Genomic DNA, 16,571 nt, shown 5'->3' with positions numbered 1-16,571 from the left:
AGGCTGAGCCACCGGCCCGCGACCACGCAGAAATATTCCTGCGGCAGTGGCTCACGTCTTGAGCCACCCGACTTCCACACTGCGTCCTGCCGAGGCCGTCTCGGCGCCGACACCGAGAGGTCCGCCATGTCGCAAGCTGCCTTCCTGTTCGACACGCCCGCCGCTGCGCCCGGCGCCACCCCTGCCGCGCTGCGCGCGCCCGGCCGTCCGCAGCGCCCGGCGGGCACCGATCACACCGCGTTCGAGATCGGCTGGGACTTCGCGCACTACCGGCTGACGCCGCCGGTGGCCCACCTGCATGCCGACAACCCCGTGCGCCAGGGCTGGAGCGCCGGCCGCGCCGGCTTCGGCAGCCGCACCTTGCGGCCAAGCCCCGCCGTGCGGCGCTGGCTGCAGCTGCGGCTGGCGGCGTGGCAGCGCGGCCAGGCCTTCGAGGGCGTGCAGGTCACACCGAACTTCCTCGCCCAGCTCGAGGTGACCGCCTGCCCGGTGACGCTGCAGCCGCTCGGCCGCGGCGACGAGGGGCCTGCCGATGCCGTCATCGAACGGCTGAACGGCCGCGCCGCCTACGCGGCCGGCAACCTGGCGATGCTGTCGGGCGCGGCGCGCCAGGCGCTGGTCGGCCATGACTGCGCCGCGGCGCTGGCCTATGCCCAACGCATCGACGCTGGCGAACAAGCGCTGTTCCACGGCCTCGATGGCGACGAGTGGCGCCGCCTCGCGGTGCTGGCGAGCTTCGCCACGCCGCTGCCCCACGCCGAGGCCGCCGCGCTGCCGCTGCTCGTGCTGCCGCCGAACCGCGTGCGCGTGCTCAATCCGGTGCAGGCGCTGCAGGTGATGCTGACGCTGCAGTTCTGCCAGGCCGGTTATGCGCGCCGGCTGGTTGCGCTGGCCGCGCTGATGCCGTCGAGCGAGGTTCGCCACGCGTTCCAGGTCTTCATGCACACGATGCTGGCGCGGCGGCTGGCCGCCGGGCCGGTGCTGGGTGGCGACGCGATGCGCGCGGCGATGGTCAACGCATGGCGCGATGCGCTGGTGCAGCGCCGCTGGGCGCGGCTGGCCACGCTGCTCGACGCCGCCGCGTGCGAGCGGCTGCTGCAGCGCGCCGCGCGCCGCGGCCTGCTCGGCCCCAGCCAGCGCTGGCACAGCGCTGCCCAGGCCACCGAAGGCTGGGCGCTCGAAGAAGGTCAGGCCTCGGCGATGCCGGCCACCGATGGCGTCGTGTCGGCGAATCCGATGTCGCACTGACTGCGCGTCAGCACCGCGCCACCGGCCGGCAGGTTGCGCAGCCGCGGTTCGCAGTAGGCAGCCAGCTGCTGCACGCTGATCGAGCCTTCGGCGCCGCAATAACGCTTGGCGGGCACGATGCTGGTGGCGATGCACTCCAGCGCCGCCGGGCTCGGATCGATCTGGTACAGCACGTTGTGACAGCGCAGCAGCGCAACGGTCGGTGTCTGGCGCTGGCCGGCCACCGCGACCGCGGCGACCACCGCCTGCACCAGCGCGTCGCCGCGCACCCCGTTCGGCCAGGTCGCCGGGTCGTGGTCGCGCTGATCCTCGCTGCGGTCGAGCAGGCAGATCAGGCCGTTGCCGTGCTCGAACACCGCATCGGGATGCGCGATCAACTCGGCCACCGCGTACTGGCCGCGCTCGCCGGCGGCATGCAGCGTCGTCGGCCGCACCGGCGTCAGTACCGGCAGCGCGCGATCGATCCAGTCATGGCGGGCGCCGACGGTCGCCGGATCGAAGAAGAAGGCGCGCACGCGCAGGCCGAGCAGTTCCTGCTCGTCGTCCCAGGGCAGGCGGCTCTCGGGTCGGATGTCCATCACGGCTCCTCGTCAGCGCGTCGCCGCGGGGCGCGCCGGCGCGGCCGCCGGCTGCAGTGCCGAGGCCACGCTCCACGCGCCGCCGAGCGCGCTCAGCAGCACCACGGCTGACGCCACGCGCACGCCGAGGCTGGCGCGGTGCACCGTGCGGCCCGGCCGCGGAGACACCGGCTCCGGTTCGGACCGCACGCGCTGGGCCGGCTCCGCCGGCGCGGTGCGTGCGGATTCGTCCGGGTCGACCAGCACCCAGCGCACGGCGGACACACCGCTGCGCTCGAGCGTCGCGGCAATCTGCACCTGGATCATCGGAAGGCTCCCTCTTCTGCGTGGTTCTTCATCTCGCTTCAGGCCCCGAACGCGCTGGGCGCCGGCGACACGGTGGCCGGCGCCGAGCCGTCGGCATCGGCCGCTTCGCCGCCGCGCCCGCGCAGCCGCGCCGCCAATTCGATCGGCAGGTGGTGTTCGAAGGCGATGCGCAGCGCGGTGCTGGCGGCGCCGCCGACGAAGCCGAAGGCGCCGAAGACGATGGCGATCGGTGCATGGTCCGGCACGTCGGCGAACAAGCCGAGGCCGACCGCCGCGAAGGCGCATGCCCAGCCGATGCCGGCCAGCACGACCAGGAATGCATGGGGGGTAAGGCGATTCATCCTGGTGCTTTCGGCAGCCCGGGCCGCGGCTTGAGCGCCGGGTCGTTCGCACTGCGCGGCTATGCTCTGCGCCCATGACCCAAGCCGCCACCCTGGACCGCCGCAGCGACGCCGAGCAGGCCCGGCTCGACGCCGAGCTGATCGCGCTCGTCGAGCACAAGATCACGTTCAACCAGGTCCTCGGCCTGAAGGTGCAGCAGTTGCGGCCGCAATTTCTGGTGGGCTTCGAGATGCGGCCGGAGCTGGTCGGGCATTACCACTACGGCCGGCTGCACGGCGGCGTGATTTCCGCCACGCTCGACGCGATGGGCGGCTGCGCGCTGATGCTGGCGATCGCCGACAAGCATGCGGCCGACGATGTCGAGCAGGTGATGCATCGCTTCGTCAAGATGGGCACGATCGACCTGCGCGTCGATTTCCTGCGCCAGGGCATGGGCCGGCACTTCGTCGCCAGCGCCGAGGTGATGCGCCTGGGCGGCCGCGTCGGCTCGACGCAGATGCGGCTGGTCAACGACGAAGGCACGCTGATCGCGACGGCGGCGGCGGCCTACATCGTGAGTTGAGCGTGCGGCGCATGGCCCTCCCCTGGCTGGCTGCGCTGGCCGCGTCGCTCGCGGCCGGCGCGGCCGCGGCGCAGCGTGAAGCGCCCGGCGCGCGCAGCGATCCCCCGTCGCGTGCGCTGACGCCGCGCGGCCCGCTGGGCGCCGACGAGCTCGCCAACATCGAGGTCTTCAAGCGCGTCTCGCCCGCGGTCGTGCACATCACGACGCTGGAAGTCGCGCGCGACTTCTTCTCGCGCAGCGTGCAGCAGGTGCCGCGCGGCACCGGCACCGGCTTCGTCTGGGACATGCAGGGCCACGTCGTCACCAACTTCCACGTGATCCAGGGCGGCGATGCCGCGCGCGTGACGCTGGCCGACCAGTCGACGCACAAGGCGACGCTGGTCGGCGCCTTCCCCGATCGCGATCTCGCGGTGCTGAAGATCAGCCTGCCGCGCGACAAGCTGCACCCGATTGCGATCGGCAGCAGCCGCGATCTGCAGGTCGGGCAGCGGGTCTATGCGATCGGCAACCCCTTCGGCCTCGACCAGACGCTGACGACCGGCATCGTCAGCGCGCTGAACCGCGAGATCGACTCGGCAAACCAACGCACGATCCGCGGCGTGATCCAGACCGATGCGGCCATCAACCCGGGCAATTCCGGCGGTCCGCTGCTCGATTCCGCGGGGCGGCTGATCGGGGTCAACACAGCCATCTACAGCCCGTCGGGGGCCAGCGCCGGCATCGGTTTCGCGATTCCGGTCGACGAAGTCAACCGCATCGTGCCGCGGCTGATCCGCGACGGCCGCATCAGCCGGCCGGCGCTGGGCATTGCCGCAGCGTCGGAACAGCTCCATCGCGCCCTGCGCCTGCCCGAAGGCGTCGCGCTGCTGCAGATCACGCCGCGCAGCCCGGCGGACAAGGCCGGCCTGCAGGCCTTTGCGCGCGCGGCCGACGGCAGCATCATCGCCGGCGACGTGATCACGGCGATCAACGACGAGCCGGTGCACAACCTCGACGACATGCTGACGCTGCTGGAAAAGCGCCAGCCCGGCGACAGCGTGAATCTGACGCTGTGGCGCAGCGGCCGCACGCGCAAGCAGACCGTGGTGCTTGCCGGCGACTAGCCTGGCTGGCCTGCCTGCTGACCGGGCTTTACCTCCCAGGTCATCGCTATCCCTCGCCGCGACGGCTACCGTCGCCTGTGTGACGGACGGACCTGTGCCCACGGCATAAGGTCCGCCAACGCCGGAGAACCGCCCGATGACCACCGCCCAGACCCATTACCGCATCTGCCCGCTCTGCGAGGCCTGCTGCGGCCTCGAAGTGCGCACCGAAGGCCCGAAGATCGTCTCGATCCGCGGCAAGGACGACGACGTCTTCAGCCACGGCTTCATCTGCCCGAAGGCCGTCGCGCTGAAAGACCTGCACGAAGACCCTGACCGCCTGCGCCAGCCGCTGATCAAGCGCAACGGCCAGCACGTGCCGGTGAGCTGGGACGAGGCCTTCGCCGAGATCGAGCGCCGGCTGTCGCCGATCCTCGCCGCGCACGGCCGCGACGCGCTGGCGCTGACGGTGGGCAACCCGGCGGCGCACAAGGCCGGGCTGCTGCTGTATTTTGCGCGGCTGGCGCGCGCCGTCGGCTCGAAGAACCTGTACTCGGCCAGCACGCTCGACCAGATGCCCAAGCACCTGCAAGCCGGGCTGATGTTCGGCACGCTGTTCTCGATCGCCGTGCCGGACATCACCCGCACCGATTTCCTGCTGGTGCTCGGCGCCAACCCGGTGGCCAGCAACGGCAGCCTGTGGACGGTGCCCGACTTCCGCGGCAAGGCCAAGGCGATGCGCGCGCGCGGCGGCAAGCTGGTCGTGATCGACCCGCGGCGCACCGAGACCGCGGAGGTCGCCGACGCGCACCACTTCATCCGCCCCGGCACCGACGTGCACCTGCTGGCGGCGATGCTCAACACGCTGTTCGCCGAAGGCCTGGTGCGGCTCGGCCGGCTCGAGCCGCTGGTCGCCGGGCTGGACCTGCTGCGCGACGCGGTGGCGCCCTTCACGCCCGAGCGCGCCGCCGAACGCTGCGGCATCCCGGCGGACACCATCCGCGGCCTGGCGCGTGAGCTCGCCGCCGCCGAGCGCGCTGCCGTCTACGGCCGCATCGGCACCTGCACGCAGAGCTTCGGCACGCTGTCGCAATGGCTGATCGATGCGCTGAACATCGTCACCGGCCACCTCGACGAACCGGGCGGCGCGATGTTCTCGAAACCCGCCGCGTTCGGCGCCAACACCACCGGCACGCCCGGCCGCGGCCGCGGCGTGGTCACCGGGCGGCACTCGAGCCGCGTCAGCGGCGCGCCCGAGGTCTTCGGCGAGCTGCCGATGGTCAAGCTGGCCGAGGAGATCGAGACGCCCGGCGCCGGCCAGGTACGCGCGCTGATCACGATCGCCAGCAACCCGGTGCTGTCGGCGCCGAACGGGCCGCGGCTGTCGCAAGCGCTCGATTCGCTGGACTTCATGGTCAGCCTCGACATCTATTTGAACGAGACCTCGCGCCACGCCGACGTCGTGCTGCCGGGTGTCTCGCCGCTCGAGGACAGCCACTACGACGTCGCCTTCCCGCAGATGAGCTGGCGCAACCACGCGCGCTACAGCGCGCCGGTGTTCACGCCCGCGGCCGGCCAGCCGGCCGAATGGCAGAACCTGCTGCGGCTGCTGGCGATCGTCAAGGGGCTGGGTGCGAACGCCGATCTGCAAGCGCTCGACGATCAGCTGGCGGCCGACGAGGTGCGCAAGGTGGCCGGTGACCAGACCGACGCCGTGATGGCCGCCGTGCAGCGCTGGCAGGGACCCGATCGGCTGATCGACCTGTCGCTGCGCGCCGGGCCCTACGGCGACGCCTTCGGCCTGAAGCCGGAGGGCCTCAACCTCGCGAAGGTCGCCGACGCGCCCGGCGGCATCGACTTGGGCGAATTGCAGCCGCGGCTGCCCGAGATGCTGCGCACGCCCAGCGGGATGGTCGAGCTGGCGCCCGCGCCGCTGCTCGCCGACCTGCCGCGCGCGCTGGCCGATCTCGAGACTGCTGCCCCGGCGATGGCCATCATCGGCCGCCGCGAGCTGCGTTCGAACAACAGCTGGATGCACAACCTGCCGATCCTCGCCAAGGGTCCGCTGCGCTGCACGCTGCTGGTCCATCCGCACGATGCGCAGCGCCTGGGCCTGGCCGACGGCGCGCTCGCCGAGGTGCGCCGCGACGGCCGCACGATCACCGTGCCGGTGCACGTCAGCGAGGCGATGATGCGCGGCGTCGTCAGCCTGCCGCACGGCTGGGGCCACGACCTGCAGGGCGCGCGGCTGGGCGTCGCCGCCGAACGCCCGGGCGCCAACCTCAACGTGGTGCTCGACGAGGCGCTGTTCGATCCGCTGTCGGGCAATGCGGTGCTGTCGGGCGTCGCGGTGGACGTGTCGGCGGCGAGCTAAGGTTCCATTTCAGCGGCCAGGCGATCGAGCGCCGAGGCCAGCTCGCCGAACTTCACCGGCTTGGTGATGTACTGCACGAAGCCGGCGAGCAGCCCGCGCTCACGCTCGTCCGGCTTGGCATCGGCGGTCAGCGCGATCACCGGGATGCCGGCCGTGTCCGGCGCCTCGCGCAGCGCGCGCAGCACCTCGTAGCCGTCGATGCCGGGCAGGTGCAGATCGAGCAGGATCGCGTCCGGCGCCTCGGCGTGCGCGGCGCGCAGCCCCCTCTCGCCGTCTTCGGCCAACGTGAGCTCCCAGGCCGGCTGGGTCTGGAAGAAGGCCTGCATCAGCACGCGGTTGGTCGGGTTGTCCTCGACGTAAAGCACGCGCATCGCGCGCTGCGGCTCACGCGTCGCCGCTGCCGCCACTTCTTCCACCGGCAGGTCAACCCCCGGCGCCGCCGGCAGCAGGTCGATCCAGAAGGTCGAGCCGCGTCCCTCGACCGAATTCACACCCAGCTCGCAGCCCATCAGCTCGGCCAGTCGCTTGCTCAGCGACAGCCCGACGCCGGTGCCCTCGATCGAGGTCTCCTCGCGCCCCAGCCGCTCGAAGGGCTGGAACAGCCGGTCGAGCATGTCCTGCGGAATGCCCAGGCCCTGGTCGGTGACCGACACGCGCACGCGGCCGTCGGGCCGGCCCTGCGCGCCGATCACGATGCGGCCGCCGCCGGGCGTGTACTTGACGGCGTTCGACAGCAGGTTGACGAGGATCTGCTTCAGCCGCAGCGGATCGGCCGAGACCGCCGGCAGCGTGGGCTCCAGCTGCAGCTCGAACTGCACCTTCTGCCGCGGCAGCGCCGCCTGCACGATGCCCACGGTCTCGTTCAGCAGCGGCGCGAGCCGCACCGGGTCGAGGTGCACCTGCAGCTTGCCGACCTCGATGCGCGACAGGTCGAGCAGCTCGTCGATCAGCTTCAGCAGGTGCTCGCCGGCATGCTGGATCTCGCCCGACCAGCGCTGCAGCTTGGCATCGGCACCGGACAGGTTCAGCAGCTGCGCGAAGCCGAGGATCGCGTTCATCGGCGTGCGCAGCTCATGGCTCATGCGCGACAGGAACTCGCTCTTCGCCTGGCTCGCGCGTTCGGCCTCGTCGCGCGCCTGCTCCAGCGCCTGCGTGCGCTCCCGCACGCGCGCCTCGAGCTGGCGGTTGACCTCCAGCACCGCGGACTCGGCCTGCTTGCGCTGGTGGATGTCGGCCAACGTGCCCATCGCGCGCTGCGGCACGCCGCGGGCATCGCGCTCGACGAGCCGGCCGCGCCAGGCCATCCAGCGCCATTCGCCGGCGTCATTGCGCATGCGCACCTCGACGGTGAAGCGCGCTTCGATGCGCCGGTCCTCGAAATGCCGGCGCACCGCGGCGCGCGCCGGCTGCAGGTCCTCGGGATGGATCTGCGCTTCCCAGTAGGCGTAGTCGTGCTGGCGCGGGCCGGCGGCCTCGGCCGAGGCCTCGCGGCCGAGGATGCGCAGGCAGTCAGGCCCGAGGTAGAGCCGCGCATTCGCGATGTCCCAGTCCCACAGCCCGGCGCCGGCCGCCTCCAGCCCCATGCGCAGCTGCGCCTCGCTGTCGGCGAGCTCGGCCTGCGACAGCACGAGCCGCTGGCGCACCTCGAACAGGGAGCGCAGCAGGCTGTTGGTGGCCTCGACCACGGTGTCGAGGATGTCCGGCCGCCAGCGGCCGTGCTGGCGGCGATCGAGCTCGAGCGGCCGTGCCTGCAGTGCCGGGTCCTGCAGGTCGACGCTGCGCAGGAAGCGGGCCACCTTGGCCAGGTGCTGCGTCACCAGCACCTGGAAGCACACCAGCAGGAAGCCGGCGACCAGCATCGTCTTGACCGCGTTGGCCAGCAGCACCTCGGCCAGCCGCGCCCAGACGCGGCCCAGCACGCGGTCGACGCTGGCGACGATGCGCAGCTGGCCGATCGCCTGGGCGACGCCCGCCGAGCCGCGCACCAGCGGCACCGTCATCTCGCGCGTGCGCAGCGACACCGCCCGGCCCGCATGCCAGCGCGTGTGGCCATCCTCCAGGATCGCGATGTACTCGACGTCGGGCAGGCTGACCAGCGCATCGAGCTGGCTCTGCACCTGGATGTCGTCGACGTTCCAGACGCTGTTGGTCAGCGACGGCAGGTAGTTCGCGCCGACGAATTCGAACGCGCTGTCGATCGCCCGCAGGTCGCGCCGGTAGCCGGCGTAGAGCTCGGCGGCGGTGATCAGCCCGGTGATCGCCGAGCTGAACAGCACGACATACACCAGCACCCGGCGCGCCAGGCCGTTGCCGTGCAGCAGTCCCTGTCGCAGCGGCAGCCAGCGCATCAGGGCTGCTTCAGCAGCGCGCGACCGACCAGCCGGTCATGCTCGCCCGAGCGGCGCATCGCCTCGATCGCACTGTCGAAGCGGGCGAGCAGGGCCCGTTTGTCGGCCGACTTGTGGAAGGCCAGGTGCGTCGGGTTGACCGCCAGCGGCGTCTGCAACGCGATCACCGAGGGGTAGTGGCCGCTGGCCAGCTGCGCGGTGCCAGCCTGCTCGACGGCGACGATCGCATCCAGCCGCTTCGACTCGAGCTTGCTGAAGTTCTGCGCATCGCTGGCCACCTCCTCGGTCTCGACGCGACCGGCGCGGCGCGCCAGGTCGAACGCATCGCCGTAGCTCCAGCCGCGAATCACGCCGATGCGCAGGCCCGCCAGGTCCTGCATGCCGGTGAAGACGAGCCGCTTGTCGCGCCGCACGTAGAGCACGAGTTTCTCGACGAAGATCGGCGCGCTGTAGTCGTACTTCTGCACCCGTTCGCTGTTCTTGTAGATGCCGCCGACGCCGAGCTCGGCCTGGTCCAGCCCCGCCAGCGCGCGCGACCACGGCAGCGCCTCGATGCGCACGGCCACGCCGATGTGGTGAAAGCCGGCCTGCAGCAGCGCCGGGTAGACCCCGGCCGCGCGCTCGCCATCGGCGTACATGAAAGGCGCGTTCTGCGCATCGACCGCCACCCGCTCCTGCGCCACGGCCAGCGCGACCAGCATCCACCCCAGCGCCACCGCCGACCACCGGCCCAACTTGCTGACCATTGCACGCTCCCGTGCAGGCTGTCGTTCTGCTCCCGGTGCGCGGAGTAGACCGCGCCGGCCCGGGTCTTGTCCAGCGTGCGGCCCCGGGGGAAGCCCCGAGGGCGCTGCGGTACGATGCGCAGCCGTTCACGCCCCCGATTCCCCTGGAGTTCCGACGCCCATGCAAGTGATCTGCCTCGACCTCGAAGGCGTGCTGATTCCCGAGATCTGGATCGCCTTCGCCGAACGCACCGGCATCGCCGAATTCCGGCGCACCACGCGCGAGGAGCCCGACTACGACAAGCTGATGCGCTACCGCATCGCCCTGCTCGAGCAGCACGGGCTGAAGCTGGCCGACATCCACGGCGTGATCGGCGGCATGGCGCCGATGGATGGCGCGAAGGACTTCCTCGACGAGCTGCGCAGCCGCTTCCAGGTCATCATCCTGTCGGACACCTTCTACGAATTCGCCGACCCGCTGATGCGCCAGCTCGGCCGGCCGACGCTTTTCTGCCACAAGCTGGTGATCGACGACGCCGGCTTCGTGCGCGACTACCAACTGCGCCAGCCCGACCAGAAGCGCCGCGCGGTCGAGGCGCTGAAGGGGCTGAACTTCCAGGTTTTGGCCGCCGGCGATTCGTACAACGACACCGGCATGCTGAGCGCCGCCGATGCCGGGTTCTTCATCCATCCGCCCGAGGCGATCGTCGCGCAATTCCCGCAATTCCCGGTGACGCGCAGTTATGCCGAATTGAAGGCGGCCTTCGACGCCGCGTCGGCGAAGCTGCTGAATACCTGATCGCGGCGCGCCGGGAACCCGCTCCCGCCTAAAATCGCGGGTTGCCCACAAGGGAGGCGCCATGCCTGACCTGCGCCATTCCATCGAACTGCTGTCGCCGGCGCGCGATGCCGACATCGGCATCGCGGCGATCGACCACGGCGCCGATGCCATCTACATCGGCGGCCCCGATTTCGGCGCCCGCGTCAATGCCGGCAACACCGTGGCCGACATCGAACGCCTGGTGCGCCACGCGCACCGCTACCACGCGAAGATCTTCGTCACGCTGAACACCATCCTGCGCGACGACGAGCTGGAGCCGGCGCGACGCATGGCCTGGCAGCTGTACGAGGCCGGCGCCGACGCGCTGATCGTGCAGGACATGGGCCTGCTCGAGCTCGACCTGCCGCCGATCCAGCTGCACGCCAGCACCCAGACCGACATCCGCACGCCCGAGAAGGCCCGCTTCCTGCAGGACGTCGGCTTTGCGCAGATGGTGCTGGCGCGCGAGCTCTCGCTGGAACAGATTCGCGCCATCCGCGCCGAGGTGCAGCAGGCCACGCTCGAATTCTTCATCCACGGCGCGCTGTGCGTCGCGTACTCGGGCCAGTGCTTCATCAGCCACGCCCACACCGGCCGCAGCGCCAACCGCGGCAACTGCTCGCAGGAATGCCGGCTGCCGTACACCGTGACCGACTCGGCCGGCCGCATCGTCGCGCACGACAAGCACGTGCTGTCCCTCAAGGACAACAACCAGAGCGCCAACCTGCGCGCGCTGGTCGACGCCGGCATCCGCAGCTTCAAGATCGAAGGCCGCTACAAGGACCTGGGCTACGTCAAGAACGTCACCGCGCACTATCGGCAACTGTTCGACGCGCTGATCGATGGCGACAGCGCGCCCGCTGCCGCAGGCAGCACCCCGTTCACGCGCGCCTCGTCCGGCCGCACCACCTTCCTCTTCACGCCCGACCCGGATCGCAACTTCAACCGCAGCGCGACGGACTACTTCGTCGGCGGTCGCAAGGACGACATCGGCGCCTTCGATACGCCCAAGCACGCCGGCCTGCCGCTGGGCGAAGTGCTGCGCATCGGCCCCGACCACCTCGACCTGCAACTCGCCGATGGCGCCGATGCGCCGAACAACGGCGACGGCCTGACCTGGTGGGACCTGCAGCAGGAGCTGTGCGGCGTGCAAGTCAACGTCGCGCGGCCCCTCGACGAAGCGCGCGGCCGGTGGCGTGTGTTCCCGAACGAAAGCACCGCCGAGCTGAAGGACCTGAAACCCGGCCGCGCGCTGTACCGCAACCGCGATGCCGCCTGGGACCGCAGGATGGACCGCAAGTCGTCCGAGCGGCGCATCGCCGTCGACCTGCGACTCACCGAGTCCGCCGGCGGCCTGCAGCTGACGCTGACCGACGAGCACGGCCACGTCGGCCAGGCGACGCTGGCGCACGCGTACCAGCCGGCGCAGCAGCCCGAGCGCGCGCTGAGCCAGCTGCGCGAGCACCTGGGCAAGCTCGGCGCGACGATCTTCGCGCCGCGCGACGTCGAGCTGGCGCTCGAGCGGCCGTGGTTCCTGCCCGCGGCGGCCGTCAACGCGCTGCGGCGCGATGCGGTGGCCGCGCTCGAAGCGGCGCGCGACGCCGCGCGCGAGCGCCTGCAGCCGGCGCTGCCTGTCGAGCCGCCGGTGCCCTTCCCCGACGACACGCTGAGCTACCTCGCCAACGTCTACAACCACCGTGCGCGCGACTTCTATGCGCGCCACGGCGTCAAGGTGATCGAGGCCGCGTACGAGAGCCACGAGGCGCTCGGCGACGTCAGCCTGATGATCACCAAGCATTGCGTGCGCTACTCCCTGAGCCTGTGCCCGAAGCAGGCCAAGGGCGTCACCGGCGTGCAGGGCACCGTGCGCGCCGAGCCGCTGACGATCCGCCACGGCGACGAGACGCTGACGCTGCGCTTCGACTGCAAGCCCTGTGAGATGCACGTCGTCGGCCGCATGAAGCGCAACGTACTGCAGCAGGCGGCCGCGGTGCCGATCCAGGTCTACCGCACGCGGCCAGCGCCCGGCGGCCGGACAGCCACGCGGGACTGATCCGTTCCAAGGCGCGCTCAGGCGGCGGAGCAGCGATGAACGAAGCGCCCTCCCCCGCCGCCCTGGCCCGGCGCGAGCTGCTGCGGCTGTCGCTGCACGGCGCCGCCGGCAGCGTGCCGGGGCAGATCGCCGCGGCGCTGTACCTGCTGTACCTGGCACTCGAAGTGAGCGGCCCGTGGGTCGCGCTGCTGATCGGCGTGTGCGGCCCGGCGGTCGGCCTGTGGCGCCTGCTGCTGACCCGGCGCTACGGCGGCGAGCGGGCGCTGAGCAGCGCCGACGTCGACCGCGCGACGACCGAGCTCGAGCTCAACGCGCTGCTGTCGGGCGCCATCTGGGCGCTCGGCGTCGTGGTGATCTACCCGCGCCTGCAGGGCGTGCCGGCCACGCTGCTGCTGATGATCGTCGCCGGCTCGGTGTCGCTGGCCGCGCTGTTCATGTCGCTCGCCGGGCGGGCCTACCTGCTGCTGGTGCTGCCGCAGATCGGCGCGCTGATCGTCGTCAGCCTGGTGGTCGACGTGGTGCGCTCGCTGCCGATGGCCGCGCTGTCGGCGATCTATGCGCTGGCGCTGCACCGCGCGGCGCGCAGCTACAACGAGGTCGCGACGCGTTCGATCCGCCACCGCCTCGAGGTCGACGCCGTCAACGCACGGCTGCAACGCGCAAAGGACGCGGCCGAATCGGCCAGCCGCGCGAAGACCGAATTCCTGGCGACGATGAGCCACGAGATTCGCACGCCGATGAACGGCGTGCTGGGCGCGCTGGAGCTGCTGCACCGCTCGGGCTTGAGCGTGCGCCAGCGCCGGCTCGCGCGCATCGCGTCGTCGTCGGGCGCGACGCTGATGGCGCTGCTCAACGACCTGCTCGACCAGTCGAAGATCGAGGCCGGCAAGTTCACGCTGAAGCCGGTGCCGATGTCGCTGCATGCGCTGCTGGTGTCGGTGGTCGCGCTGTTCCGGCCGAATGCCGAGAAGCGCGGCCTGGCGCTCGAGCTGCGGCTCGACAGCGGCGTGCCCGACCGGGTGATCGCCGATGGCCAGCGGCTCAAGCAGGTGCTGTCGAACCTGATCGGCAATGCAATCAAGTTCACCGAGCGCGGCCGCGTCGAGCTGCGCGTACTGCGGCGCCCGCGCGGCATCGGCTTCGAAGTCAGCGACAGCGGCATCGGCATCGCGCCGGACCGGCTCGACCGGCTCTTCGACCCGTTCTACCAGGTCGACGGCACGCGCAGCCGCCATGGCGGCACGGGCCTGGGCCTGTCGATCAGCCAGCGCATCGTTCAGGAGATGGGTGGCCACATCCGCGTGCACAGCACGCCGGGTGAAGGCGCGATGTTCCGCTTCACGCTGTCGTTGCCGGAGGCGCCGGCCCCGACGGTCGACGAGATCGGGCTGCCGGCGAGCGACTCCGCGTACGGCGCGTTCGATCCCGCGGCCGAGCTGCCGCTGCAAGGCACCGTGCTGCTGGCCGAGGACAACCCGGTCAACCGGCTGATCGCGCAGGAGATGCTGCAGGCGATGGGCCTGGTCGTGCTGCATGCCGACAACGGCGCGGCAGCGCTCGACCTGCTCGAGACCGAGCGGGTCGACCTGGTGCTGATGGACTGCCAGATGCCGGTGCTCGACGGGTACTCCGCGACGCAGCGCATCCGCGAGCGCGAAGCCCGGCTCGGGCTGCAGCGGCTGCCGGTGCTGGCGCTGACCGCCAACGCGCTGGCCGAGGACGCGCAGCGCGCGCTGGCCGCCGGCATGGACGGCTACCTGACCAAGCCCTACACCCACGCGCAGCTGCGCGAGCTGCTCGAAGCCTGGGTGTAGCGTGTGATGGCTGTCACCACGCCTGCGCGGGCGCCTTCCCTATCATGCTCCAGCATGCACATGACTGCCATCGCCGCCGAAGCGGCCGCGCTGCGCGGCAGCGGCCGCATCGACGAAGCCCGTGCGCTGTTGGCGAGCCGGCTGCGCGACGCGCCGAACGAGCAGCTCGCCTTCCTCGCGTGGCAGCACGCGCCGGTGTGGTGGCAGCCGCTCGAAGGGCCGCGCGCGCGGCTCGAGCGTCGCGGCCCCGACGATGCGGCCTTCGTGCGGCGCTGCTGGGCCGATGCCGAGTTCATGGCGCGCTTCAACCGCCTCGCTGCGCCGCTGCCGGCCGGCGACGAGGCACTGCGCGCGACGCTGGTGCGCGAGCGATCGGCGCTGGTCGGCGACAGCCGGGCCCTGCACTGGACGATCCACGACCACGCCGGCCCGGCCGGCATCGTCAGCCTGGTCGACATCGCGTTCAACCACCGGCGCGGCGAGTTCCTGATCGGCGTGCTGCCGCGAGCCAGCCGCTGGCTGGCCCCGGAGGCGGCGCACCTGGTGCTCGAGTTCGCCGCCGGACCGCTGAAGCTCGAACGGCTCAGCGCCCACTTCTACCCCGAGAACACCGAGGCGCAGCGGGTCGCCGCCAAGCTCGGCTTCGAACGCGAGGGGCTGCTGCGCAGCTACCTGCGGCTGCCCGGCACGCAGCAGCGCTCGGACCTGGTGATCGCCGGCCTGCTGCTCGACGACGCCTTCTTCGCGCGTTCGGCGCGGATGCGGCAGCGGCTGCTCGGCCGCCCGTAGCGTTGACAGGCCCTATACCGGTCGCCAGACCTGTGTGTTGTCGCGCAGCCAGTCGAGCGCTGGCCGGTCGTCCTGCTGCGACGGGTGGAAGTCTTCGCGCAGATAGGCCTTCCACGGCCCGCGCAGCCGGCGCACCAGCCCATCGCGGCCGAACAGCAATCGAACGCCGCTGACCCAGGTCGAGGGCCGCCACCAGCTGCCGTCGCGCCACAGGTTGTGCAGCGTCTGGCGCAGCGCATCGGTGATGAAGATCCAGGTCACCGCCTTGAAGACGCGCGCGCGCCAGTACTCGTTGCCGTCGAGCGCGCGGTAGAGATCGAACGCGGTGCTGCGGTGCTCCGACTCCTCGCTGGCATGCCAGCGCCACATCGTCGCCAGCCGCTGCTCGGCACCGCGCAGCGGCGTGTCGCTGGTCAGCAGGTACTCGGCGAGGATCGCGGTGAAGTGCTCGGTGGCGGCGGTCACCGCCAGGTGCGTGCGCACCTCTGCGCTGTCGAGCTGGCGGATGCGGGCCAGCGCCCGCGGCTCCCAGTGGTTGATGAGGCCCTGGCGCGCGAGGTGGTTGTTGAAGAGGGCGTGGATGCGCCGGTGCGTCGCCTCCTGGCCGATGAAGCCCTTGGCTTCGGCCTCGAAGGCCGCGCGCCGGTCGGCCGGCAGCGCCCGGATGCCGGCGCGCACCGAATCGATGAAGAACTGCTCGCCGCTCGGGAAGCTCATCGACAGCGCATTGAAGAACGCGGTGCGAAACGCATCGCCGCCGTTCCAGTGGCGCGCCAGCGGTGCCTCGAGGTCGATCAACAGGCGGCGAACCACCAGCTCGGTCATCGTCTCGTCTCCTTGGTACTGCCGAGTACCAGTGCGCGCATCATCAACATCGTCGCCCCGGCTGTCAAGCGCGCGTGCTCGCTGTGATTCAATGCCGGCTGCAACGTATCACGCTGATGACGTCCGATCTCGCCGCCCCGCTCACCGACCACCGCCGCCGCCTGCTCGATGCGATGGCGCATGCCGTCGCCGGCAAGGGGTATGCGGCGGTGACGATCGCCGACCTCGCCGCCGAAGCGCGCGTCTCCAAGCGCAGCTTCTACGAGCACTTCGCCGACAAGGCCGAATGCCTGATCGCCCTGTACGAGGCGGCGAGCCGGCAATCGCTGGAGGTGCTGCGCACGGCGATCGATCCGCATCGCGACTGGCACCAGCAGGTCGAGCACTCGCTGAAGGCATATTTCGAGACGCTGGCCTGCAACCCGCCGCTGCTGCGCACGCTGTTCATCGACATCATCGCGCTCGGGCCGGATGGCCTCGCCGCGCGGCGGCGCACCACGCAGCACATCGCCGAGCTGATCGTCGAGGTGACCGGCGGCAGCCTGCCGCGCGCGATGGCGGTGGCCATCGTCGGCGCGATCCACGAATGGGTGCTCGAAGCGGTCGAACAGGACCGCGTTGCCCGGCTGCCCGAGCTGGTGGGGCCGGCGGCAAGGTTGGTGCGCGCAGTGGTTGACCACCACGCGTGAGACGCATCACCCGGGC

The 16,571-nt window shown here is 71.3% G+C and carries 15 protein-coding genes; 9 read left to right on the top strand and 6 right to left on the bottom strand.

Going from position 1 to position 16,571, the window contains the following annotated elements:
* Nucleotides 1-126: 126 nt before the first annotated feature.
* Nucleotides 127-1,248, top strand: coding sequence for a hypothetical protein (locus HLB44_RS14835; RefSeq protein WP_173123763.1), 1,122 nt, complete (start codon nucleotides 127-129; stop codon nucleotides 1,246-1,248).
* Here HLB44_RS14835 and HLB44_RS14830 read toward each other — a convergent pair.
* The 3 genes from HLB44_RS14830 to HLB44_RS14820 are packed head-to-tail and all read right to left on the bottom strand — an operon-like array spanning nucleotide 1,188 to nucleotide 2,473.
* Complete coding sequence (locus HLB44_RS14830) at nucleotides 1,188-1,826, bottom strand: hypothetical protein (protein ID WP_173123761.1); 639 nt, start codon at nucleotides 1,824-1,826, stop codon at nucleotides 1,188-1,190. The two genes, HLB44_RS14835 and HLB44_RS14830, sit on opposite strands and share 61 nt — an antisense overlap.
* A gap of 12 nt (nucleotides 1,827-1,838) precedes the next feature.
* Entirely contained in the window at nucleotides 1,839-2,132 is a 294-nt protein-coding gene (locus tag HLB44_RS14825; RefSeq protein WP_173123759.1) for a hypothetical protein, read from the bottom strand.
* A 38-nt stretch (nucleotides 2,133-2,170) separates the two neighbouring features.
* Nucleotides 2,171-2,473 (bottom strand): hypothetical protein, encoded by a 303-nt coding sequence (locus HLB44_RS14820; RefSeq protein ID WP_173123757.1) that lies wholly within the window; start codon nucleotides 2,471-2,473, stop codon nucleotides 2,171-2,173.
* A 74-nt stretch (nucleotides 2,474-2,547) separates the two neighbouring features.
* Between HLB44_RS14820 and HLB44_RS14815 the strand changes: the two genes are divergently transcribed.
* From HLB44_RS14815 to HLB44_RS14805, 3 genes are all read left to right on the top strand, one after another.
* Nucleotides 2,548-3,036 (top strand): thioesterase family protein, encoded by a 489-nt coding sequence (locus HLB44_RS14815; RefSeq protein WP_173123755.1) that lies wholly within the window; start codon nucleotides 2,548-2,550, stop codon nucleotides 3,034-3,036.
* 11 nt (nucleotides 3,037-3,047) lie between these two features.
* Nucleotides 3,048-4,139, top strand: coding sequence for a S1C family serine protease (locus HLB44_RS14810; RefSeq protein WP_173123753.1), 1,092 nt, complete (start codon nucleotides 3,048-3,050; stop codon nucleotides 4,137-4,139).
* Nucleotides 4,140-4,275: 136 nt separating this feature from the next.
* On the top strand, nucleotides 4,276-6,492 hold the full coding sequence (locus HLB44_RS14805) for a molybdopterin-dependent oxidoreductase (protein WP_173123751.1): 2,217 nt from the start codon (nucleotides 4,276-4,278) through the stop codon (nucleotides 6,490-6,492).
* On the opposite strand, the gene HLB44_RS14800 is transcribed toward HLB44_RS14805, so the two are convergent.
* Nucleotides 6,489-8,840, bottom strand: coding sequence for an ATP-binding protein (locus HLB44_RS14800; RefSeq protein WP_173123749.1), 2,352 nt, complete (start codon nucleotides 8,838-8,840; stop codon nucleotides 6,489-6,491). The two genes, HLB44_RS14805 and HLB44_RS14800, sit on opposite strands and share 4 nt — an antisense overlap.
* Nucleotides 8,840-9,586: a substrate-binding periplasmic protein gene (locus HLB44_RS14795; protein ID WP_173123747.1), complete on the bottom strand. Its 747-nt coding sequence runs from the start codon at nucleotides 9,584-9,586 to the stop codon at nucleotides 8,840-8,842. The genes HLB44_RS14800 and HLB44_RS14795 overlap by 1 nt, the downstream gene beginning before the upstream one ends.
* Nucleotides 9,587-9,746: 160 nt before the next feature.
* Here HLB44_RS14795 and thrH point away from each other — a divergent pair, with 160 nt between their 5' ends.
* From thrH to HLB44_RS14775, 4 genes are all read left to right on the top strand, one after another.
* A complete protein-coding gene (gene thrH / locus HLB44_RS14790; protein WP_173123745.1) occupies nucleotides 9,747-10,364 on the top strand; it encodes a bifunctional phosphoserine phosphatase/homoserine phosphotransferase ThrH in 618 nt (205 codons plus the stop codon).
* Nucleotides 10,365-10,425: 61 nt separating this feature from the next.
* Complete coding sequence (locus HLB44_RS14785) at nucleotides 10,426-12,438, top strand: peptidase U32 family protein (protein ID WP_173123743.1); 2,013 nt, start codon at nucleotides 10,426-10,428, stop codon at nucleotides 12,436-12,438.
* A gap of 35 nt (nucleotides 12,439-12,473) precedes the next feature.
* Nucleotides 12,474-14,252 carry an ATP-binding protein gene (locus HLB44_RS14780; protein WP_173123741.1) on the top strand — a complete coding sequence of 593 codons (1,779 nt, stop codon included), beginning with the start codon at nucleotides 12,474-12,476 and terminating at the stop codon, nucleotides 14,250-14,252.
* A gap of 60 nt (nucleotides 14,253-14,312) precedes the next feature.
* Nucleotides 14,313-15,041 (top strand): GNAT family N-acetyltransferase, encoded by a 729-nt coding sequence (locus HLB44_RS14775; RefSeq protein WP_173123739.1) that lies wholly within the window; start codon nucleotides 14,313-14,315, stop codon nucleotides 15,039-15,041.
* A gap of 12 nt (nucleotides 15,042-15,053) precedes the next feature.
* Here HLB44_RS14775 and HLB44_RS14770 read toward each other — a convergent pair whose 3' ends face one another.
* Nucleotides 15,054-15,866 (bottom strand): metal-dependent hydrolase, encoded by an 813-nt coding sequence (locus tag HLB44_RS14770; protein ID WP_173123737.1) that lies wholly within the window; start codon nucleotides 15,864-15,866, stop codon nucleotides 15,054-15,056.
* Nucleotides 15,867-15,982: 116 nt separating this feature from the next.
* On the opposite strand from HLB44_RS14770, the gene HLB44_RS14765 reads away from it, so the two are divergent.
* Nucleotides 15,983-16,555 (top strand): TetR/AcrR family transcriptional regulator, encoded by a 573-nt coding sequence (locus tag HLB44_RS14765; protein WP_173123735.1) that lies wholly within the window; start codon nucleotides 15,983-15,985, stop codon nucleotides 16,553-16,555.
* Nucleotides 16,556-16,571: the final 16 nt, after the last annotated feature.

The organism is Pseudaquabacterium terrae, assembly GCF_013266755.1.
In the GTDB taxonomy this organism is placed as follows: Bacteria; Pseudomonadota; Gammaproteobacteria; order Burkholderiales; family Burkholderiaceae_C; genus Pseudaquabacterium; species Pseudaquabacterium terrae.
The sequence above is the reverse complement of the archived record's forward strand: the minus strand, read 5'-3'. Positions and strand labels throughout refer to the sequence as shown.